The 22,892-nt window shown below is 41.7% G+C and carries 18 protein-coding genes and 1 tRNA gene; 10 read left to right on the plus strand and 9 right to left on the minus strand.

All coding sequences use genetic code 11. The features are described from left to right. Nucleotides 1-374 precede the first annotated feature (374 nt). The 4 genes from IIB39_03090 to IIB39_03105 form a co-directional block, all read right to left on the minus strand. Nucleotides 375-448: transfer RNA gene (locus IIB39_03090), tRNA-Ile, on the minus strand. 68 nt (nucleotides 449-516) lie between these two features. Next, a complete protein-coding gene (locus IIB39_03095) occupies nucleotides 517-2,307 on the minus strand; it encodes a DNA primase (GenBank protein MCH8927682.1) in 1,791 nt (596 codons plus the stop codon). Nucleotide 2,308: 1 nt separating this feature from the next. Further along, on the minus strand, nucleotides 2,309-4,693 hold the full coding sequence (locus IIB39_03100) for an endonuclease MutS2 (GenBank protein MCH8927683.1): 2,385 nt from the start codon (nucleotides 4,691-4,693) through the stop codon (nucleotides 2,309-2,311). Beyond that, nucleotides 4,680-5,375: a CvpA family protein gene (locus tag IIB39_03105; GenBank protein MCH8927684.1), complete on the minus strand. Its 696-nt coding sequence runs from the start codon at nucleotides 5,373-5,375 to the stop codon at nucleotides 4,680-4,682. Before IIB39_03105 ends, IIB39_03100 begins: the two co-directional genes overlap by 14 nt. 195 nt (nucleotides 5,376-5,570) lie before the next feature. On the opposite strand from IIB39_03105, the gene IIB39_03110 reads away from it, so the two are divergent. From IIB39_03110 to yedA, 6 genes are all read left to right on the plus strand, one after another. Continuing rightward, entirely contained in the window at nucleotides 5,571-7,307 is a 1,737-nt protein-coding gene (locus tag IIB39_03110; protein ID MCH8927685.1) for a lamin tail domain-containing protein, read from the plus strand. A 101-nt stretch (nucleotides 7,308-7,408) separates the two neighbouring features. Next, complete coding sequence (locus IIB39_03115) at nucleotides 7,409-8,713, plus strand: MFS transporter (GenBank protein ID MCH8927686.1); 1,305 nt, start codon at nucleotides 7,409-7,411, stop codon at nucleotides 8,711-8,713. Beyond that, entirely contained in the window at nucleotides 8,714-9,238 is a 525-nt protein-coding gene (locus tag IIB39_03120) for a methylated-DNA--[protein]-cysteine S-methyltransferase (GenBank protein MCH8927687.1), read from the plus strand. Continuing rightward, nucleotides 9,238-10,146, plus strand: coding sequence for an EamA family transporter (locus tag IIB39_03125; protein MCH8927688.1), 909 nt, complete (start codon nucleotides 9,238-9,240; stop codon nucleotides 10,144-10,146). Before IIB39_03120 ends, IIB39_03125 begins: the two co-directional genes overlap by 1 nt. A gap of 120 nt (nucleotides 10,147-10,266) precedes the next feature. Continuing rightward, nucleotides 10,267-10,734: an Lrp/AsnC family transcriptional regulator gene (locus IIB39_03130; GenBank protein MCH8927689.1), complete on the plus strand. Its 468-nt coding sequence runs from the start codon at nucleotides 10,267-10,269 to the stop codon at nucleotides 10,732-10,734. After that, nucleotides 10,735-11,709, plus strand: coding sequence for a drug/metabolite exporter YedA (yedA, locus tag IIB39_03135; protein ID MCH8927690.1), 975 nt, complete (start codon nucleotides 10,735-10,737; stop codon nucleotides 11,707-11,709). It begins immediately after the preceding gene. A gap of 12 nt (nucleotides 11,710-11,721) precedes the next feature. Here the strand turns inward: yedA and IIB39_03140 are convergent, their stop codons facing one another. From IIB39_03140 to IIB39_03155, 4 genes are all read right to left on the minus strand, one after another. Then, nucleotides 11,722-12,603 (minus strand): universal stress protein, encoded by an 882-nt coding sequence (locus tag IIB39_03140; GenBank protein ID MCH8927691.1) that lies wholly within the window; start codon nucleotides 12,601-12,603, stop codon nucleotides 11,722-11,724. 27 nt (nucleotides 12,604-12,630) lie between these two features. Continuing rightward, nucleotides 12,631-14,037 carry a DASS family sodium-coupled anion symporter gene (locus IIB39_03145; GenBank protein MCH8927692.1) on the minus strand — a complete coding sequence of 469 codons (1,407 nt, stop codon included), beginning with the start codon at nucleotides 14,035-14,037 and terminating at the stop codon, nucleotides 12,631-12,633. A gap of 7 nt (nucleotides 14,038-14,044) precedes the next feature. Next, the gene (locus IIB39_03150) at nucleotides 14,045-15,817 is read right to left on the minus strand and encodes an SLC13 family permease (protein MCH8927693.1); all 1,773 of its coding nucleotides are present in this window, start codon (nucleotides 15,815-15,817) and stop codon (nucleotides 14,045-14,047) included. 246 nt (nucleotides 15,818-16,063) lie between these two features. After that, nucleotides 16,064-17,707, minus strand: coding sequence for a GAF domain-containing protein (locus tag IIB39_03155; GenBank protein MCH8927694.1), 1,644 nt, complete (start codon nucleotides 17,705-17,707; stop codon nucleotides 16,064-16,066). Between the two features lie 289 nt (nucleotides 17,708-17,996). Between IIB39_03155 and IIB39_03160 the strand changes: the two genes are divergently transcribed. Both IIB39_03160 and IIB39_03165 read left to right on the plus strand, forming a co-directional pair. Beyond that, nucleotides 17,997-18,344 carry a hypothetical protein gene (locus IIB39_03160; GenBank protein MCH8927695.1) on the plus strand — a complete coding sequence of 116 codons (348 nt, stop codon included), beginning with the start codon at nucleotides 17,997-17,999 and terminating at the stop codon, nucleotides 18,342-18,344. 73 nt (nucleotides 18,345-18,417) lie between these two features. Next, nucleotides 18,418-18,648: an Rdx family protein gene (locus IIB39_03165; protein MCH8927696.1), complete on the plus strand. Its 231-nt coding sequence runs from the start codon at nucleotides 18,418-18,420 to the stop codon at nucleotides 18,646-18,648. A gap of 43 nt (nucleotides 18,649-18,691) precedes the next feature. Here the strand turns inward: IIB39_03165 and IIB39_03170 are convergent, their stop codons facing one another. Further along, the gene (locus IIB39_03170; GenBank protein MCH8927697.1) at nucleotides 18,692-20,062 is read right to left on the minus strand and encodes a dipeptidase; all 1,371 of its coding nucleotides are present in this window, start codon (nucleotides 20,060-20,062) and stop codon (nucleotides 18,692-18,694) included. Nucleotides 20,063-20,233: 171 nt separating this feature from the next. On the opposite strand from IIB39_03170, the gene IIB39_03175 reads away from it, so the two are divergent. Continuing rightward, complete coding sequence (locus IIB39_03175) at nucleotides 20,234-20,713, plus strand: hypothetical protein (protein MCH8927698.1); 480 nt, start codon at nucleotides 20,234-20,236, stop codon at nucleotides 20,711-20,713. Nucleotides 20,714-20,890: 177 nt separating this feature from the next. Beyond that, nucleotides 20,891-22,876 (plus strand): response regulator, encoded by a 1,986-nt coding sequence (locus IIB39_03180; GenBank protein MCH8927699.1) that lies wholly within the window; start codon nucleotides 20,891-20,893, stop codon nucleotides 22,874-22,876. Nucleotides 22,877-22,892 lie beyond the last annotated feature (16 nt).

Below are 22,892 nucleotides of genomic sequence, written 5' to 3' on the forward strand. Positions count from 1 at the left end.
GCCATCCCCACTCTTTATCCCAATTCCCATGTTACGCATTAAGCCCTTAGATTGCACTATGAATATTTCTCGTATTCTCATTAACGTACGAGTTCTGAAACACTAAAAATGTGTTTCATAAACCATCATTTTTGAGGGACATAAGCCACTGCCTCAAAAGCTAATTGTCAGAAACTCTGGATTTCATGAGTCTGGGACCAAGAAATGGTGTGTCATAACTGACGTTTATGGGATAGTATTGTCACAATCGTGACAAAATAATGTCACACTTTTATCGTATTTCAGCCTATTTGAGCCGTTTTGACATGAAAACGGACTTTTCAGGAATCCTCTGAAAAGCCCGTATAATGCAGTGTTTAAGCGGTTTTGAAGAGTGGGCCCTGCTGGACTCGAACCAGCGACCGTCCGATTATGAGTCGGATGCTCTAACCAACTGAGCTAAGGGCCCGTTACGGCAGGGCGTAATTTACTTGGGTCGGCAAGTAATGTCAAGCCGAGTATTTTATGCGGCGAACGTTAATTGAATAAGTCAGGCTCTTTCTTCTCTTCTTCGCCGTTCGATTTCAATTTGTCCGTGAGTTCTTTCTGTTCCCGCAAAAGTGTTGATATGTCTTCCCCTTTGCTTTCAGCGATTCGGAGCTTCTCCCTGACAGTTTTTATCTCGCCTTCAAGTTTCAGCATTATTAGCCTGGATTTACTTTCGGATAGGGTTTTGGATTCATCATTCACCGATGATATTTCTTCCATAAGTTTCATCAGCAGCGCACGTTCCACAGGGTCATCGATTTCATCAAAAAGTTTTGAGTCGTTCCCGCGATTTTCGTCTTTCATCAGGACACCCGCAATTTGCGCCAGCGCTTCGTGAGAGACATCGTAACTGTGGAGAAATTCCTTCGCGGAAGATATTATCTCCTGATTCGTTGAGAGCAGCAGCATAACAAGCTGATATTCGATCTTCTGAATCAGACTTTTCAATTTGACCGTTACTTTTTCCCGTTCGTTCTCCTCTCTGTTATCATACGGTTTGAACTTTTTCGATTCCTGCTTCAGCAGTTCCGCGTCCACACCAAGCGCGGAAGCAAAATCTTTTAGAAGAACAGCTTTTACCAATTCATCTCTAAGCTCGAAGAGCTCTTCCACAATTCCCCTTATGGCTCTCACTTTCAGAGTGGATTCGGAGAGCTCCTCTTCCGAAAGCAGACCGACCCTGAAATCCACATAGCCCACCGCATCAGCTATTAATGTTTGCAACTTCTCAGAGCCTTCTTCCCTAACGAAACTGTCGGGATCGCTCCCATCGGGCAGCTTTGCTATCCGCACGTCAAAACCGCTTTCCATCAGCGCTATAGCAGCCCGAGCAGCCGCTTTTCGTCCTGCGTCGTCTCCGTCATATAATAATACAGCAGAATCCGCATACCGCTTAGCGAGCCGCGCCTGTCCCGTTGTGAGAGCGGTGCCTGATGTTGCCACTGCGTTTGTCACTCCCGATGCCACAACGCTGAGCAAATCTGTATAACCTTCAACCAGCACAATCTGATTGGATTTTCTCACATCTTCCTTAGTCTGAAAAAGACCGTAAAGCACCCTCCCTTTACTATATATGGGCGAGTCGGAACTGTTGACATATTTCGCCGCTTCGGTGTCATTATCAGCCCAGATTCTGCCTCCGAACGCCACAACTTTTCCGGCTTCATTCAGCACGGGAAAAATTATCCTGCCTTTAAACCGTTCCCAATTTTTTCCCTGCTCGCTTTTGCCGATGAGCCCGACTTCCATAAGCGATTTTTCGTCAAACCCTTTTGCGGTCAATTTAGGTTTCAGCCATTCCCAATCGCCCGGCGCTAATCCGATGCCGTATGTTTTCAGCATCTCGCCTGCTATCCCTCTATCGCTCAGGTAATCTCTGGCGCTTTTTCCGTCATCGCTCATAAGCTGTTTATGATATTCGGACGCGGCCGCTCTGTTCGCTTTATAAAGGACGGCGGATTTACTTTCGCCTTCTTCTCTTACTCCTGATTCGGGGAGTTCAATTCCGGCGTTTTCCGCTAACATTTTCACCGCATCGATGAAATTTACTTTTTCATATTCCATCACGAAGCTGAATACGTTCCCTCCGCGATTGCAGCCGAAGCAGTGCCAGATCTGTTTTGATGCGTTTACGCTGAAAGAGGGCGTTTTCTCATGATGGAACGGGCAAACCGCGAAATAATTTACTCCCTTCCTCTTGAGCTTCAAATAGCTGCCCACGAGATTCACTATCTCATTTGAATCTCGCACCTGGTCTATTATGTGTTCGGGAATTCTCATATTATTTCAGCTCGACTACCGTAACTCCTACGCCTCCCTTTTCCGGCGGCGGAGTGTGAAATCCTTTTACGTTGGGATGCGCCTCCAGCTGCTCGGCGACGATTTTCTTCAATATTCCTTCGCCTCGTCCATGAACTATTTCAACTCTTGAGAAGCCTGCCAATATTGCGTCATCAAGATATTTTTCAAGGACAGAGAGCGCTTCTTCCGCCCTCATTCCTCTGAGGCTTATTTCGTAGCCAACATCCCGCGGTTTAGGTCCGCCGTAACCTATGGTTGGAACTGACGCTGCTTGAATTTTATCATCGGAAAGTTTTGTCAGCTTACCGACATTTATCCGTAAACTCGTGCTGCCAACTGACACAACCGCTTCATTTTTATCTGTCAACAATTCGCTAATCGTTCCTGTAACATTCAGGGAAGGAATCGATACGTACATACCCTTTTTTGCATCGTCAATATTCAATGGAACCGAACCGCCGCTTTCCGGATTTTCTTCCTCCAAACTCAGGCTCTCAACACGATTCTTTTGTCCCTGCACATTTTTTCTAACTTCCCTAACCACTTCGGCATCGGCGTTACTCTCCCTGATTTCCCGAATCGCTTTCTCTATAGTGGAATTCGCTTCCGCAAGAATTGACTTCGCCTCGCGCGCAGCTTCCGCTTTGGACTTTTTCTTCAGAGATTCCGATTCTTTCAATCGGACATCATACTTTGATACCATTTTATCCAATTGCGATTGAGCGCGATTGGCTTCATCCTCCATCTTCCGGAGTTTCTGCCGCTCTCTTTCCAATTCGGAAATGAGCTGATTCACATTGACGGCATCGCTCCCCAATATAGATTCGGCCTTTTGAATCAATTTTTTATTTAAGCCTATCTTTTTAGAAATTTCAAAAGCATAAGACGAACCGGGAGTCCCCTTAAGGAACTTATAGCTGGGCGATAGAGTGGCTGCGTCAAACTCCATAGAACAATTTAGAAATCCTTTCGTCTCCTGAGCAACCGCTTTAAGACTGCTGTGATGCGTCGTTACAATAGTAATGGCTCCGCGCTTGTTTATATCCAGCAAGAACGCTGCGGAAAGCGCTGCCCCTTCGGCGGGGTCTGTCCCCGTTCCGATTTCGTCTATCAGCAGAAGACTTTTGCTGTCGGCATTGTCAAACATCTCCTTGAGATTTCTCATATGAGACGTGAAGGTCGAAAGGTCTTCAGAAATTGACTGTTTGTCGCCTATATCAGCGAATATTTTATCAAACACTACGACGGACGAATCTTCCGCAACCGGAATATGAAGCCCCGACTGCGCCATGGCAGTGAGCAGTCCAACGGTCTTCAGCGCCACTGTTTTTCCGCCGGCATTCGGACCCGTAATCACCACCGTTTTTATATCGGCGCCGGGAATGAACTCGAGGGGTACTACTTTCCGATGCTGTTCCAATACAGGATTTCGCGCGGATTTCATAGCTGTCGAACCGTTTTTTAAAATTTTGGGGGCGCAGGCGTTCAGTGACTTTGAAAAAACCGCCTTTGCGTATATCAAATCAAATTTTGTCAACGCATCGAACGCTTGAGAAATATCACCGGCATAAGGAACGAATTCCGCGGTGAGCTCTTTCAGTATCCTTTCTATTTCTCTCGCTTCTTCGTTTCGGAGTTCCTGTACTTCATTGCTTATCTCAACAACTTCCATCGGCTCGATGAAGACCGTAGTCCCACTGGACGAACTATCGTGAATAATTCCATGAACCTGCCTTTTATACCCCACCTTTATGGGAATGACAAACCTGCCGTTCCGGATGGTAGGGTTCCCTTCCCTGGCGATTCCTTCCTTCACCAAGCGTCCCATCATCTCCTCAAGCCTTTTTCTCATACGGTTTTCGGCATTGGAAATGGATTTGCGAATTTTCCTGAGCTCAGGACTGGCGCTGTCAAGAATTTCGCCATCCGCTCCGACTGTTTTAGAGACCTTTTTTTCCAGCATGGGAAAAGAAATCAGATTATCAGACAACGCATAAAGTCCGGGCTGCTTTTCGATTCTGTTTTTCAGGAATGTTTTAATGATTCTTGAATCAACGAGAATAATTCCCAAATTAGCTAATCCGGTGGGCTGAAGGATCGCTCCCTCTTTATTTAGAACTGCGATTTCTTTTTCAATACTTTCGAAAGTGTCAATTGGAAACCGTTCGCCATCGTCATGGATTTTCCGCATTTCCGTGACCAATCGAAGTTGATATTCAATCTCTTTTAAATTAGCGATTGGGCGTAACTCATCAACGAGTTTTAGAGTCGCTTCAGAATGTGTCGAGCCGGAAAGAAGTTCTTTTATTACGGGAAAGTCTAAACTTTCCAGAACTGCTGCTGAGCAGACTTCATTTCTTACCATATTTTTTCGACAGATTGTCTATCTGTTTCTTTTGTTTAGTTCCTTGTAAATCAATATCCCCTAAATCCTTGAGCCTATCCAGCCCTTTCAAATCCGGCATCATATCCTGCAATCCGCCCGGCAATCCTGACGAGCCGGACATAGTGCCGCCGTAACCCTGAATTGTCTTGCTTATCTTTTCCTGAAAGGAAAGCGCATCGGGGAATATACCGTATATCCAGTCATAGACTGCAGGAGCAACCCCTTTCATAGGAGCGTAAAATTTGGATTTTTTCTCAATGCTTTTTGTAAAATCACCCGGAATCAGCGAAATCGCCAATAGCACAGAGCTTATCATAAAGGAGGCTTTTAGGGCACCGAACAATGCGCCGCCACCGCTGTCAACCCAGCCGAGCATGGTGATTTGCATAAGTTTTTTTAAGCTTGCGGCAATGAATCGAGCTGTGGCTGCTACTGCTATAAATATAATGATAAAACTTAATCCGGCTGCAACATTCGGGCCCACGCCGAACTGCTTCATTATAATCCCGGTACCCGCGCTAAAAAACGTTGCGGCGGCGAGGAAACCGCCGAACATACCTATCAGCTTGAACACTTCGAGGATTAATCCTTTCCTCATTCCCTTATATGCGAAAAATCCGAGAGCAATGATTATAATGCTGTCGACTGATAAATTTGGCAAACGGCTCCCGTGTTTTTGAGTTTCTGAACTTTCAGAAAAATACTAAATCCTTCTTTTGCTTGCAAGCGAAATTGAGGAGAGGTAAGCCTAAAATTCCTGTTATTGCTCTATTTAATATTCGAGAGTAATTTAATCAACAATATCTTACCACTACATATTTCTTGATTATTACCGAAAGAATCGAATATTACGGTTATGCTGCTCGTTTATTTTCTTATTATTGCCACTACATCATCAATCGCTTTCGCTCAGGACGGTCTGATTCTCACCGAAATTATGTTTAATCCGGCCGGAAACGAAAATTTTAATGAGTTCGTAGAGATATATAACAGGGGTGACGCTTCAATAAACCTTAGTGGCTACACTATCAGCGACGGTGTGGCAAGTGATGAAATTATCAGCGCCGGAAACGGCTTAATCTTAGAGCCATTGCAATACGGCGTAATTCTTGACAACGGCTATTTCGATAATTCAACTCAATATGACGCCATAATCCCGCAGGGGGCGCTCGTTATGACGATAGACGGAGCAACTATAGGGTCGCGCGGACTGCTTAATTCAGCGCCGGAGACTGTCACAATCTCCACATCATCCGGCATTACGATAGCCGAGTATACTTATACGGTTGATAATTCAGATGGATATTCAGACGAGAAGATAGATCTGAATGCGGGAGACGATTTATTCAACTGGTCAAACAGCATCGTACTGAACGGCACACCCGGATTCAGAAACAGCGTCTTCCCCTTAGGCATTGATTTAGCAATGAAAAGAATTTATACCGAACCGTTGAATCCGGTTTATGGCGAACAGTTTTCGCTTAACGCTGTTATTGAAAACCGAGGAACAATTACCGTATCAGATTTCAATTTAACTTTTTTCGTGGAGTTGAAAGAAGATTCCATATTCTCGGAAAACGAATTGTTATCACCTCCAATTTCCAATTCCACCTCTCTTCTTCCTTCCGACTCTATCGTTCTCAGCATTGACATTATTGATTTCCCCCGGAGTGTCGCCTTTGTGGGCGCTATAGTATTAGCTATTGGCGATGAAAGGACAGAGAATAACATAGCTTTTACATTGATAACTTTGGAGTTCAACGCCGCTTCTCTCCTAATCAATGAAGTGATGTATGACCCTTTCGTTGAGGGCGAAGCGTTTTCGCCTCAATCGGAATATATCGAACTGTTCAATCCTACAGATCGGATCATCGGTCTAAGCGGCTGGTCAATCTCTGATTCGGACACATCACGACAGACAACCATAGACAATATTGATGCCGTTATTTTAGCCGGCGGGTATTATGTTTTGTCAGCAGATTCAAACCAAATAGAGTTTTTTGGCGACAATCCTGATAAAACTCTGATAATCGGCTCAACATTTCCGCGTCTGAACAATGACGGCGACACTGTTTTCCTGTTCGGCCCAAGTGGAAAAATAATTGACCGAGTCAGTTTCACTCCTGAAGCTGGCGGCGGAAGAGGAGTTTCGATAGAAAAAATAGATCCGTTTTCTTCATCTGAACCGATATTCAATTGGTTAAGCTCGGTAGAGCTGCTTGGAGGAACGCCGGGAGAGATTAATAGTGTGTCAAAGAAAATAAAGACTAACAATTTGATAATCGAACTGACTCCGAACCCGTTTTCACCTGATGGTGACGGTATTGACGATGCGCTGACGATGAACTATACGCTGCCCTCCCGGTCTGTCATTATGGATATTTTTATTTTCGATTCGCTTGGAAGGCAGGTAAGGAGACTTCTGAATTCTCTTCCGTCCGGTTCCGAAGGCTCTTTTGAATGGGATGGTCTGGGTGATAACGGAAGAAAGCTTCCTATAGGAATTTATATTATATATTTTGAAGCGACAGCTCCATTGGAAGGAAAAGTCTATTCGGAAAAAGCGGTAGCCGTATTAGCGAGAAAATTCTGATTTAGCATCAATATCTCTTGTTCCAAAGAAACTATCACTCTACATTTATCCGTAATAATCATAATTCGTTCACTTTTAATATGATTCAAAATTTTAACTAAATGGATATAGCTAAAAAGAGAGAGCTGTTCGGTTGGTCAATGTACGATTTTGCCAACTCCGGTTATGCCACAACCATACTCGCTTCCGTACTACCGATATATTTTGTAAGCATAGTCCCTGAGGGCGGAGTTAGTTTTATCCTGTTTGGAAAATCTTTTCTATTGAAGGCATCCGCTATCTGGGCTTACACGTTGTCATTCAGCCTTTTGCTGGTTGCGCTCTCCTCGCCGATTCTCGGAGCTATTGCCGACTTCTCCGGCACGAAGAAAAAAATGCTGGCTATATACTGTTATACAGGCTCTTTTTTCACCGCTTTACTTTATTTTGTGGAGCAGGGTGATTATCTGCTTGCTATGTTTCTCTTCAGTGTGGCTAACATCGGATTTGCAGGCGGAAATGTATTTTATAACGCTTTTCTTCCTCAAATTGCAGATGAAAATGAAATTGATTGGGTCTCCGGAAAAGGATTCGCTTACGGATACATCGGTGGCGGCATTCTCCTTGCGCTGAATCTGCTTATCATCACCAATTACGAAAGCTTCGGTTTGGAAAGCAGGGCGATGGGAAGCCGAATAAGCTTTTTAAGCGTAGGTGTCTGGTGGGCGGTAATGTCCATTCCAACTTTCTTATTCGTGCGGGAACGTAAAGGAACAGTTCTTCCGAAACGTGAGAGCTATCTGGCGATTGGATTTAAAAGAATCAGAAAGACTATAAAAGAAATAAGAAATTACCGGCAACTGACGCTGTTTCTCGTGGCGTTTCTCATTTACAACGACGGGGTTCAAACTGTTGTTGTTATGGCATCAATTTTCGGCAGAGAAGAACTTGGACTCAGCTCCGGTTCTCTTATCGGAGCGCTGCTGATGACCCAATTTATCGCCTTCCCCGGTTCATTAATTTTCGCAAAATTAGCTAAAAGTATCGGTCCCAAAAAGTCCATAATCTTTTCGCTTTTTATCTGGTCGGCAGTGGTTATTTACGCCTACTTTATTCAAACTGCTCTCGAATTTTGGATAATTGCCGGAATAGTCGGACTGATTTTGGGCGGGACACAGGCGGTAAGCAGATCGCTTTTCGCATCGTTTGTTCCAAAGGAGAAAAGCGCTGAATTTTTTGGATTTTTTGCTATCAGCAATAAATTTGCTTCCATAATCGGGCCTCTTACATTTGCCTTGATCGGACAAATCACGGGCAGCGCCCGCGCAAGCATTCTCTCGCTTATTGTTTTCATTTTATTAGGTCTTATTATCCTAACTCGGGTTGACACTGAAGAAGGAATTCGACAGTCAAAACTGGCGCTGTAATTGACTGACTCAAACTCTATAATCATAGGCTATGAGGAAAACAGTCCTGTGGGCTGCGTATATATTGCCGTTTCCGACAAAGGATTATGCCGTATAAGCACCGATTCCGCCTCAATAGAACAATTCGCTCAGGAAATGGAGGAGGTATATCCAAATAAAACAGTAATCTTTGATAATGAAAAAATGAAAAACATCAGGGGGGAAATCGTAGAATATTTCTCTTATGAAAGACGAAAATTCAACATCAAGATAGATTTAAGTCACCTAACGGACTTTCAGAAAAATGTATTGGAAACGTGTTCGAAATTAGAATTCGGAGAGACAGTCAGCTATGGGGAGCTTGCGCTTCGTTCGGGATATCCGAAAGCTGGTAGAGCTGTGGGCAGCGCAATGTCCAAGAATCCCATACCGATAGTCATTCCTTGCCATCGTGTAATCGCAGCATCAGGAAAAATCGGTGGATATACGGGCGGCCTCCACAAAAAGAGACTCCTTCTAAAGCTTGAAAATATAGAAATAGATTAATGGCGGTATCGTCAGGGAAAAAACTAACCGGATTTATCGCTCTCTCCCTTATCTGGGGGACAACATGGCTCGTTATTAAGATAGGATTGGATGGAATGCCTCCATTCCTCGGAGTCGGATTACGTTTTATTGCGGCAGGCGCAATCGTAGTTTCTATCGGTTTCATTAAAGAGCGTAAAGTCTCATTTTCATTAGCTTTACTCAAACTTACACTCATTATCGGTATATTAATGTTCACCATTTCGTACAGCGCCGTTTATTGGGCGGAGCAATACATTTCCAGCGGAATGGCTTCAATTATGTTTTCCACTCTTCCATTTTATGTGGCGGCATTCGCGGCAATAATACTGAAAAACGAAAGGCTGAACAAACTTAGAGTGATGGGTATGATCGTTGGCGTAGCTGGCACAGCCCTTATCTTTTCTGAAAATTTAAGCGTGCAAAATTTCATCGAACTAATGGCGCTTCTGGCTGTTTTTGTCAGTCCGATCTCCGCCGCATTCGCTGTGGTCATCACAAAAAAAAATATACATAATCATAACCGATATCTCTTAAACGGCGGGAGTATGCTTGTCGGCGGGATAACCACACTCTCAATTCATTTTATATTTGACGGTAATGCTCATCTAATCTGGAATATAAATTCAATCGGGGCGCTGATTTACCTAACATTGATAGGTTCAGCTCTCGCATTTTCAATTCATTTTTGGATGCTCCTGCACGTAGAGGCCACAACTCTTTCTTTTGTCACGATAGTTTCGCCTGTTGTTGCGCTGTTTCTCGGTTACATAATTCTCTCTGAAAATTTATCCGGGCTTCAATTCGCCGGATCGGCTCTCGTGATTGGCGGAGTCCTTATCAGCGAAGTATTAGGTGTAAAGACGACTAATGCATCTACCGGCGGCTGATGCTATCTATTATTAGTTTTCGGCTTAATCTCAATATAATTCGCCAATAGTAACTAATTAACGAAACTTATTCGCTATTAATGCGCATATTTAGTATATTATGCGGTAACAACATCAATAATGAGTATAATGGACAAAATAGACCTGAAAATATTGAACATAATGCAGAATAATGCCCGTATCTCCAATGCGGAGATATCGCGAATTCTCAAGATGGCTCCATCGGCAATTTTAGAACGCATCCGCAAACTTGAAGACAAAGGTGTTATAACCGGTTATGAAACCCGTCTTAATCCAAAAATTTTGAACCACGGATTAGCAGCTTTCATTTTCGTGCGCGAAACTGAAGGCAAAGGAGACTGGCAGACAGCGGAGCAGCTGGCAAAGCTGCCTGAAGTATTAGAAGTTCATCACGTAGCCGGGGAGGACTGTTTACTCGTAAAAGTTCGCACGAGGGATACCGATCATCTTGAAAAATTGTTGAAAAAAGATTTTGCCGCTATTGACTCTCTCATCTCGACACGCACGACTATCGTCTTATCCACAACTAAGGAATCAACAAGTTTACCGCTGAACGGAGAAGAATAGATGGTTTCAGCCATACAAAAAAAATTAGAAATACCCGGCAGTAAAATCATTCTCGCATTTGCCTCGGTTTACCTGATTTGGGGATCAACATATCTTGCCATACGTTTCGCAATTGAAACAATTCCAACGTTCTTTATGGGTGGAGTCAGATTTCTAACTGCAGGATTTATAGTTTATCTGTTCTTGAGATTAAGGGGAAGAGAAAAGCCGTCAATGAGTGAATGGCGTACCGAATCTATCGTCGGGCTGCTCTTGCTGGCAATTGCAAACGGCAGCGTTGTCATGGCTGAGCATACGGTTCCGTCCGGTCTTGCCGCTCTTATGGTGGCGACGGTGTCAGTATGGATGGTATTGCTTAATTGGCTGTGGAAAGGTGCGCCACGACCTAATCTTGGAGTTACGTCAGGAATTATTACCGGATTTATCGGATTGTATGTGCTTGTGGGTCCATCTAATGTATCCTCAAATCTCGCTCTTGACCCATTCGGAGTATTCTTGTTATTATTCGCCGCTTTTACCTGGGCAGCAGGTTCCGTTTATTCGAAAGGAGCGCACCACAACAAATCGCTAATGCTTTCGGCGGCAATGCAGATGATAACAGGAGGAGTATTCCTTATGATTTTCGCCACTATAAACGGAGAATGGCAGACGTTGAATCTCTCCGGCATATCACTGTTATCGTTTTATTCTCTCGGGTATTTGATAGTGTTCGGTTCGATAATCGGATTCAGCTCATACGTTTACATACTGCGTCATTCCTCACCTGACCATGTATCCACATACGCTTATGTCAATCCTGTTATTGCCGTCATTTTAGGCTGGGCGTTTGCGGATGAAATTATTGATTTGAAAATTATTATTGCTGCCGGGTTTATTATATTTTCCGTGATATTGATAACGAAATTCAGAGAAGGGAAAAACATAACAACAGAAGTAACATCTGTTAAGAAAAAAGTAATAGTTGAAAACCGCTAACGAGGAAATTTATTATTTAACAATTAAAACAGGACAGTTGCAGTCCTGCACCACCTTGACTGCTTTAGTAGCCTTGAAGAATTTGCTGAGCTGAGAGCTTTTACTGGAACCCATAGCTATTATGTGATTGTCACCCGCTTCTTCAATGATTGTTTCGGTGGGGTCTCCGATTGCAATTTTCGTCGTGTAGGGGATATTCATTCTTTTAAATATCTTCTCCCCTTTCGCTATACACCTCTCTCCCATTTCAATATTTTCTTCTTTGTCCACTACACTTAATAAGGTTGCTTCCGCCTTAAGAAATTTTGTCGCTCTCGAGCCTAAGAAAAGAGCTCTTCTTGACATTTCAGTATCATCTACCGCGAATAAAAATCGGTAATCTATATCCCTCAAATTTTTGGTGATGAAGAGTGAACAGTCTATGAATTGAATCATCCGATGAATCAGTCGCCTCTCTTTACTCGCCCCCATAAAAACCAAATTATAACCGCCTAAATCCACTTCCTTGATGACCTGGTCGATTATATCTCCTTCCCTCAGGCGAAGTCTGATATTTTCTCCCTGTTTGCCCAGCGCGTGAAGCTCGTATGCGCCGTTGATGTCCGGTCTAAGCGAATGTTTTTCTAATATATCTCCGGAATCATCAACCTTGAGAAGATTCATGTCCTTTAGAACTTGCCCGGCATATCGGAGGATCTTAACACCCGGAAGTTCAATTTCCCATTCAGAGAGCTTCATCCTGCTCATATCTAACATACCTGTCATTGAGCCGGAGTGTTTAGCCCCTACATATAATACAGACAGGTCGGAATGAAAAGCTGCCGCTATTTTCCCACCTGTGACAATCGTGTCATGCGACATCTCTCCTCCGCCTATGCAGAGTAAGAATTTCATTTTATTCTCCTAATCGATAGAAAATTTTTATTCAAATAATTTCCAATACGTTGCCGATATCAATACCAACATTGCTAACGATGAAAGGCTTAATTTCCATCCAGCCCGGAAGAAATCATGTGGTCTTATAAAATTACTGCTGAAAACTATTGTATTTGCGGGCGAGCCTATGATTGTCATAAAAGTAAATGACGACGCCATAGCAACTACAAACCCTACTGCGATTAAGCTTGTGTCCGTTATTACCGCCAACTCAAGAAAGATAGGACCGAGAACAGCGACCGCAGGCCCATGGCTCATTACATTTGCGACTATCATAGTTATAACTGCTACAACTATAATGAGAGCAATTCCTCCTCCAATGTGAATTGCTTCCATTCCGCCAAGGAGAGCGTTAGCCATCCAGGATGCCGCTCCTGTTTTCTGCATAGCAACTCCAAGAGAGATGGCTGAACCGTAAAGCAGAACCACACCCCAGTTCACTCCCGAGTTGATATTGTCCCAATTTACAAGTCCTGTAATTAAGTATAATGAAACCCCTATGAATGCGGGTATTCCAAGACCAAGACGATCGCTTGAACTCACCCACAATATAAGAGTAAATAAAAAGATGAAGATGGTCAACCATTCGGCTTTTCCTAAACTTCCCTCATTTTCCACACTCTTTTTCAATCTGATAATTGCCTGACTAATATCCCTGTTTTCAGGCTTGAAAGTAATATTTATGAAGAACGCAACAACGGGAATCTGAATTAAGACCATTGGATAGGCGTATTTTATCCATTCGGTATAAGTTATATTTATATCGTATAGGCGACTCCAGTAATCCAACATTACGGCATTCCTTGCTCCACCTGACGGGGTACCGACAGAGGCAGCTGCGCAGCCGTATGCAATGGAAAACATCAGTATGAGCGAAATATTACGAATCTTTTTGCTATCGGCATCAATATTATTTACGATGGTGATTGCCACCGGAAGCATAATCGCCGCCACAGTATGCGCTCCTATAAATGAAGCCATAATGGCGCAGACGAGTATGAAACCAAACGATAATCGTGTTACACTGCCCTTTGTAAACCGTAAGATAAAATATGCAATTCTTCTGTCGAGTTTTTGATGCACAATAGCAACCGCAAGCATAAGCGAACCCATTATAAAGAAAACCGAATCGCTCATAAACGATTGAGAAATCGCCTTTGGAGTATCCACACCAAATAAGACCTGAAACACTGCTATAAGCAGTGGGACTGTCGGAAGCGGAACTTCAGCGGTTATCAGAATTATAGTCGACATTACAAGGATGGCGATTACATCCATTCCATTTTCGGACAGACCTTCTGGCGGCGTCAGATTCGCAATGGTAACACAGGCAAAAATAGCGGTTATAAACCACCTGTGGGTATCTATCCAATATAAGACTATCCGAATCATCTGTTACTTAAAAGGGCCAAAAAACCGGTATTAATAGAGTAACTAACAGCCACGCTATAAGGTTCAAGGGTAATCCTACTTTGACATAATCAAAAAATTTATACTTTCCGGGTCCATAAACTAACGTATTTGTTTGATAACCTATAGGCGTAATAAGGCTCGTGGATGCGCCGAACATAGTTGCCATCAGAAACGGTTTCGGATTAACGCCCAATGTGATAGCCATAGAGATTCCGATAGGAGCAATCACGATTGCCGTTGCGGTATTCGACAGAACAGATGTCAATAGGACTGTTCCGATATAAATCCCCGAAAGAATAAAGGTAGGAGATAGATCCCCGAAAATATTCAAAATACCTTCCGCAGCGTTTATTGCAAGTCCGGATTTTTCTATTGCTATCCCAATCGGAATCATTCCCGCTATAAGGAAAATGACCATCCAATCTATATTGGCGTATGCTTCTTTGATGTTTATGCATCCGGTTGTGACCATAGCGATAGCCCCGAAAATGGCAGCCACCATTATCGGAAAAACTTCAAACGCTGATAAAATTACTACCGAAAAGATTATTCCTATTGCGATAATCGCTCTATTGGTTCTGAAATTATCTAATTTCACCTCTTCTGTCATAAGAAAATCTTGATTGCCGCGTAGATCTTGAAGCGCATCGGCGCTCCCCTGAAGCAGCAACGAATCACCGAAATTAAGGGAAATTTGTCCAATTTTACTTCTCAGTGTTCTGCCGTGAGTCTGGATAGCCAACACAAACGCTCCGTATCGTCGTCTGAAATTTATCGTCTTGACTGTAAAACCTATCAGCTTTGAATTGGGAGCGATAACTGCTTCCGCAAGGATAACATCTTCCGCTTGCAGGTCTCTGTCGCCAAGATCAACATCGCTTAAACTCAATAATTTCTCAGATTTCGTAAAATTGAGAATATCTTGCACGCTTCCCCTGACCAATAGAATATCCTGATCCTCAATCAAAGTTGATCTAAGTTTCTGCCAGTATTTTTTTTCGCCTCGAATAATCTCCAATATGTTTACATCATAGGTTTCCGCAATTTTTCTGTCTGTAAGCGATTTGCCTATCATCGGAGAATCACCTGTCACGGTAACCTCTGTGAGGTATCTGCGCATACGATAATTCTTTGTCAAATCTCCTGTACTGGCTCTGTTCGGCAGCAATTTATAGGAAAAGAGCAATAGATAAACTCCGCCGACTGCGAATAAGATTATTCCCATCTTCGAAAATTCAAATATCTTAAACTCCTCATATCCGTAGCTTTTCGAGATAGAACTTATAAGGATGTTTGTTGAAGAGCCTAAAAGCGTCATACTCCCGCCGAGAATAGCCGCAAACGAAAGCGGAATCAGGAATTTAGAAGGGCTTATTCCTCTCTCCCGTGAAATTTTAATTATTACCGGAAGGAACACAGCAACAACAGCCGTGTTGTTTACAAATGCCGACGCACCTCCGGCGACGACGATTATGAACAGCATCAGTCCGATATTGGCATTCTTGATTTTTTTATCTGCTATGAATGCGAGATAGTCCACAACCCCGGTGTGAATTAAACCTGCGCTTAAAATGAACATTGCTCCGATAGTTATGGTGGCGCTGTTGGAAAATCCTGATACTGCTTCTGCGGGTGTAACTAATTTAAATAGAAGTAAAACCGCCAACATAAACATCGCAACCAGATCCGCTGATAATTTGTCCGAGATAAACAATATCAGCGCTCCGATTAATACCGCTATTAGTATAATAGAATCCATAGTTTAATTGATGACTGTCATATCTTTTTTTGGTCTGCTAAAAACGAAACTAAATCACTGAAACATCATAACTTACGATGATCGGATTAATGTATATGAAACTCCGTGAAATGTCAATGCTCAAGATGTTGAATATTAACCTTGAAACTGCATTTTATACCGGGTAAAATTGAACATTGATATATAATTATAAAAAATAAAGTATAATTTCAGGATAATAGAAAAACGCTCCTTCGGGAGCGTTTTTTATGAGCCAAGGTCGGAAGTTTTCCAGTCAATTTGCTCGGGTAATAGAAACTCATTTGCATATTCTTCTGCCATTCCCTCTTTCAGAAACAGATCTACAAGATCGGCATCGAGATGTTCGTCTTTTACCATAAAACCGAGAATTTGTATCGCCTGAGAGAGCTTCATTGGTTTCTTATACGGTCTATCCTTCGCGGTCAACGCCTCGAAGATATCAGCGATAGCCATTACTCTTGCCTGGATAGATATTTCTTTCCCTTTTAATTTAAGCGGATAGCCCGTTCCATTGAGTTTTTCATGGTGCGCTGCCGCGTATTCAGGAACGTGCCGCAATTTTTTACTGAACGGAAGTTCATTCAACATCTTAAGGGTCATCGTGGCGTGGTTTTCTATTATCTTTCTGTCGGATTCGTTTAACGTTCCCCGCTTGATAGATAAATTTAGGAGCTCGTCTCCGGAGATAATTGGTTGTGAGTTTCCGCTAATCAGGTAGGATTGCTTAGCAATTTCCTGTAACCGATCTATCTTTTCATCTTCCATAAATTCACCGGGTTCATTGCATTGTAAGCAGAAATCTGCGTCCTCCTGGAATCGGGCAATTTTCGCGGAATACTCTTTTTCCAAGTCAGCCAGTTTTTTGCTCTCTTTTCCTTCAGCCTCCAACAGCTCAACTTTCTTCTTATACCATTCGTTTTCCATCTGAAGCTTTATTGTCTCAAACCTTACCCTTAGAAGTTCAACCCGATCGAATATCTTTTCAAGTTTTGTGCTCTTATCAACTACATGTTCAGGCGTGGTTATCTTACCAACGTCGTGCATCCACGCCGCGAGCCTTAATTCCTCAAGCTCGTCATCAGAAAATTTGAACTTTCCGTACTTGCCCCATTTCGTGACGTTGATCTTTCTTGCAATTTCCATAGTTAAGTTTGCCACACGGCTAATGTGACCGGCGGTATAAGGTGATTTTTCATCAATCGCAGTTGCGATAGTTCTGATGAAGGAATCAAACAGATCTTTTAAATCTTGAATAAGCCGCACATTGGTAACAGCAATCGCAGCTTGTGAGGCTAATGAAGCAGTCAGGTCAATACTTTCTTCCGTGAACGGTATTGTCTCACCTGAGCTATCATCTATTGCGTTGAGAAGCTGAAGCACGCCGATAATTTCATTCTCGTGGTTTAACATCGGAATTACGAGCATTGACATAGAGCGATAACCGGTACTTTCATCGAACTTTCGTGTTCCCTCGAAATTAAACCCTTCAACATCATAGACATCCGGGATATTAACCAACTTTTTCGTAATTGCTACGTTAGTGGAGACGTTTTCTTTATTTGGGGAACCGTCTTTATTAAATAATGGTACGGGAGGCCAATTTATTTTCTCACCTGTTTTGCCTCCCATGCGGATATTTAGACTGTTCGTCTGAACGATTTCGAAATTTAATGATTTTTCATCATCGCTGACTATGTATAAAGTACCTCCGTCAGCGTTTGTGAAATCCCGGGCGCTGTCCACAATTAATTCTAACAGGTTAAAGATATCCTTTTCAGCGGATAAAGCGATACCGATGTCAATTAATTTTTTGGAGTGCGCACGCTCTTTATCAGCGTAATCCTTTAATTTTTTATCAGAACTATTCAATAATTAACCTGATTTGTCAGACTGAAATGATTTCTAAACATATTTATTGATAAATACTTAATTAATTAACCTTTCGAAGAAAATTTATTGATTTTCCAGCTTTTGTAAGCATTAATATATTTAACAGCCACACAGTATTCAAGCATTTCCATAAATATTAATAACAAAAAATTTATAACAAAAATCACTCAATATTTATTTGGCGTGATTTTATTGAAATAATTCCCTAAACTTTAAGCCGATGATGCTGATTTATTTTATATTATCAATTATCCTGATGGGGATTTTTATGTACCTGTCCCGTTGGGCGGGATGGAAGAAAGATATCGGGAAACAAATTGATAATTACAAACAGCTAAGAAGACAATTACCTGATGCCAACGAAAATAATCTCTCCAGTAGATTGCTCAGGATAAAGATAAAAAATGATTTAAACCCGTCATTGAAAAAACATTATGAAACGCTTTCGTCTCAAAGCGGCTTGACCTTAAGAAATACCCTCTTTTTTATTATTGAATACGACTATATCAGAGGCAGAGGATTAAATCCTGTCGAATCGGGTCCATTGCTCTTCCTTAATAAGGTCAAAGAACATATTGATGATACGGTTCGGAGGGAATTCCCAAGAGGAGCGTAATCAGTAACATTCACTTGCATCAAATATAGAAAATTGTAAATTTAAGAGCCGGATAACCATAAATTTTGGAAATATATTGAATATAAGCATCGAATACTGTGACGTCTGAGGATACTTACCACAAGCTTCCAGTTTGGCGGCAGACATAGAGAATAATTATAGCGTAAAGAGCGAGCTTATCCCTTCGAGTCATGGGGTATTTGAGGTCGTCGTGAACGATAATTTGATTTTTTCGAAAAAAGAGATAGGCAGATTTCCGGAGCATTCGGAAATTATGGAGAGCATCAATTCGATGGATGACTGACAATTCTCCGAATTTCACAACTTCACTTTCTAACTATTCAGCATTATTTTTGAGATAGACCCTCGTATAAGTATGCCATAGACTCAATTCCTTTTTGAAAATTCTCTAAGTCTATCCACTCATTCGGCGCATGAGAATGTTCATCCGGCAGACCGAACCCTATTAACATTACCGGTACATTCAATAATTCCTCGAAATCCGTTACGATAGGAATCGATCCCCCTTCCCGCATCATAACTGTATCAGTACCGAATGCCTTTTTTAGCGCTTCTCTCGCCGGTTCGAATATCGGAGAATTCATAGGCGAGATATATGGCATTCCGCCGTGTAGATTAAGCACTTCAACTTCCACTGCTTTGGGAGCAATCTCCTGTATATAATCGTTGAATTGCTCTTCAATTTTATGATAATCCTGATCCGGTACCAACCTCATACTGATTTTTGCGGTGGCGACTGCCGGGATCACGGTTTTTGCGCCCTCACCCATAAATCCCGAGTAAATTCCGTTGATGTCGAGCGTAGGTCTCGCCCATGTGCGCTCTAAAGTTGTATAACCCTCCTCGCCAAATAATTCCGGCGCTTCAAGTTCTTTACGATATTTTTCGTCATCGTGGGGTAAACTTTTAAACATCTCCCTTTCTTCGTCCGTAAGAGCAAGAACATCATCATATATACCGGGAATCAGGATTTTGCCATTGTCGTCCTTCAGTTTAGATATTATTGTTACAAGCGCATTTGCGGGATTTATCACTGCTCCACCGAACGTTCCGGAATGGAGGTCGCTATTCGTCCCCCGAACCCGTATTTCAAAATATGCGAGTCCTCTCAAACTGTAACAAATAGACGGAATACCTTTTGCGAACATATGCGAATCAGATATCAACACTACATCCGTCTGTAATTTATCAATGTTACTCTTGATTAAAGGAACTAAATTCGGGCTACCCACCTCCTCTTCACCTTCTATGAGAAATTTTACGTTCAGAGGCAAAGTACCTTCCGTTTTTAAATATGCCTCAACTGCCTTCATATGTAGGTATATCTGTCCCTTATCATCCACAGTGCCCCTTCCATAAAGACCGCCGTTTCTCACTTCAGGCTCAAACGGCGGCGTATCCCATAAATTCAAAGGATCTACCGGCTGCACGTCATAATGTCCATATATTAGAATTGTAGGCTTTCCTTCGGCTTTTTTCCACTCTCCATAAACAGAGGGATGTCCGTCAGTTGGAATTATTTCAACGCCTTCCATTCCCATATTTTCAAGATCATCTCGAACCCAATTCGCACATTCGACCATTTCATCTGCTTTTTCAGGGTCACTGCTGATACTTTGAATTCTTACAAATTTTTTCAGCTCTTCTAAATAATTCTCTTCGTTCTTCTGAATATGTTCAATGATGTTATTGCTCAATGAGTGTTCCTCCAAATATTAACGCTATAGTATGTTGCTGTTGATTCAGTAAGCAAATATATGTGATCATAGAGTGAGAATAAAGCTATTCCATTATAACGCCTTTTGTTCACTTTTTCCTTGACTTGCCTTTCGTCAACAGCTATATTAAGGCGTACAAAAGGAGTATAGATGAATACTTTAGATATTATCAAAAACGAATCTAATCTTAATACGAGTAGATCGATACCTCAAAATTTGCCTTTATGCCCCCTATGCGGGGAAGAAAAAAGCGCGTTGGTGAATTGCGGCGCGCATGAAAATTTATTAAATGATGAGAGAAAACTTAAGAACGCCTCCAATAAACTTTTCGATCTCGTTGGGCAAGCTGCCTCGCAAGCATATGACAGTGAAGAAATGGATTGTTTTATATGCCCGCAATGTCGTTCGGCATATTTACAGTCTTCTTCATTTTGTCCGCTTTACGTTTTATATCAGGGAATTTACACATTCCTCGAAGAACAAGAATTTCTTCATCAAAGGAATGAAGTGGAAGCAATGAATTTACTTTGGAACCATCAGTCAAATGGAAGTATAAATCCCAACACTGTTATTCACAGATTTAGAATCACAAGCGCATTGGATGAAAATCAATCAATTCTTAGCGCTTAGTTTATTTTAGCGTATTCGTAATTTCGGATTTTCGGAGATAGCGAACACGACGCTACCTTCAACGATATCTACCGAAAAGTAATTTTTCGGTAGATATTTCTCTTCCCGTTTTCAGTCTTTTTATTATATTATAAGTAATATATTAACGAATGACACTTTGGAAACAATTAACAAATAATGGCAAAAAAAAGGGATCAAAAAAAACGTTCTGCCATTACCTCTCTGACGAACACAAGTAGCAAAAATTCTAACGACAAAAGATGGAATTCCGTCTTGAAATCAGTTAATAAATCATTCTCTTCCGGCCTGTCTGCTGATTTTGGTTTTATTTTTTGGCGGAATCATAGTTCTTCTAAATTTAATGTTCTTTCGGTAATTGGAAATTCTAAAAGAGCTTTAAGCGGAGATCTCGACAAGAAATTAATCCCGGCAAAATGGACCAAAAAGAACGGGTATAATACACTTATATCTTCTCCCGGAAAAACTCTATCCGCCGAACCGCGTTTGATTAGGGAGCTGCGAAAGAGTGATTCTGATGCGATGTTAGTTCCCATTAGCTCAGGTAAAAAATTGAAGGGTTTTATTTTTACTCAAAATTCAGGTAACAACCGATTTGCCAAAAGTGAGGTTAAATTTGTTGAATCAATGGCATCTATTCTCGCAATTGCCGATGAGAACAGAAAGCTGAATAAAATTACACACGATCTTCAGGAGATTTCTGTTCTAAATCCAAACTTGATTATGAAATTTGATTCAAAAGGAAAACTATTATATCATAATCCGGCGGTTGAGAACTTACTGAAATCATTAAAATTAAAAACGGCTGAAGTAAGAAAAATTTTGCCATCTACTCATAATAAGCGATTTGAATTATCGTTAAAGAATGATCAAGTGTTAACTGCGGAAGCAATAATCGGGGATAATCATTTCGAATTTCAATACACTCCTATTCCTGATGATAATATCTTAATAGTATTGGGAAAGGATGTTACCGATCGGCAGGATGCGCTAAATAAGCTTCTTCACAGCCAATCCAGGTTAGTTGAATCCAACGAGGCTCTAAAGGAACTTTACGAGAGGGAAAAGCAGATACGCTCTCAACTTATTCATGCCGAACAGCTTGCAGCATTGGGACAAATGGGATCAAAAATTGCCCATGAGCTTAATAATCCCCTGCAGGTAATATCCGCGTGTGCGGAAGTTATTTCGGATATGGTAAACGATGATGACGTAAAAGACATAGTCAAAGATATGAACACAGAGATACAACACATCATTAGTCTCGCTTCAGGTTATATGCGACTCGGAAAGCCATCTGCTTCCAATCGGAAAAATATCAATGTAAATATTATTCTCCGTGATTTAGTTGGTACTTTAAAATCTATCGGTCATCTTAAAACTACCAATCTTAAGTTAAAACTCAGTAAAATGAGTTCTAAAGTTTATGTAGATCGAGAACGCTTGGATCAAGTATTCAGGAATTTAATTCTAAATGCCTTGCAGGCAATGCAAGGAAGAAAGATTAAAAACCTGACCATATCCACACGGGTTGATAAAGCTGCCAAGTCAGTAGTCATAGTATTTTCAGATAGCGGAAGCGGTATTCCAAAAAAGTATCTCAACAAAATTTTTGATCCCTTTTTTACTACAAAATCCGAAGATTCGGGAACGGGAATCGGCCTTCTCATTGTTAAGGATATTGTTGAAACAGAATATAGCGGAAAAGTTAATGTAACTTCAGTAAGTGGGAAAGGCACATCTTTTACGGTTTCGCTCCCTGTGGCGCCGGTTGACCCGTACACAGCTAAGATATTGATAGTCGATGATGAGCCGATGCTTTGTCAGAGCTATAATAGATATCTCACAAAATTAGGATACCTCGTAAAAACTACGGGAGACGCCAAGGAAGGATTAAAAATCTTCGAGGAGTTTATTCCGGATGTAATCATTGCCGATATTCAAATGCCGGGAATGGATGGATTTCAGTTTGCTGAACGTATTTGGGAAAAAGACTCCTCACAAAAGATAATATTCTCTTCCGGATTTGCTTATGTAGAGGATATTAAAAGTAAGTTAGAAACAGATAACCTGATATTCTTTAAGAAACCGGCACGATTAGTCGAAGACCTTTTGCACTCTGTCGAAGAGGCATTAAAGAATTAGCGATTGACCTGGAAAT

The organism is Candidatus Neomarinimicrobiota bacterium (assembly GCA_022573815.1).
Taxonomy (GTDB): Bacteria; Fidelibacterota; SORT01; order SORT01; family SORT01; genus JACZTG01.